The following is a 273-nucleotide window of genomic DNA, read 5'->3' on the forward strand; positions in this document are numbered from 1 at the left end:
CCACGGGCTTGCCCGTTTCGCTGTCAACGAACTGGCGCTCGACACGATGGCCGGTCTTGCGGTTGACGATGTTGAATGATGGCCGGTCTGAAGCAGAGACCGCAGAAGAGATGCCGACCGCGCAGCTAAGATCGGCGATCTTCAGGTGACATTTCCAGCTTGCTCGCGCCGCCATGCTCGTCTCATCAGGTCAAAGCCGACTGCCGCTCTTGTCTGTCGCAAGGGGCACGAACTTCCAACAGCCACCCGGCGCCGGGAAAGCCAAGGTCACGT

Annotated in this window: 1 protein-coding gene; it reads right to left on the reverse strand. The window is 60.8% G+C overall.

What is annotated here, in order from left to right; all coding sequences use genetic code 11:
- Nucleotides 1–175, reverse strand: a 175-nt coding sequence (locus ACPYOI_RS36265) for a Ku protein (RefSeq protein ID WP_481424197.1), incomplete at its 3' end; no start/stop codon positions are given.
- Between the last annotated feature and the right edge of the window lie 98 nt (nt 176–273).

The sequence above is a fragment of the Rhizobium sp. SVR5-2C genome, assembly GCF_056755115.1.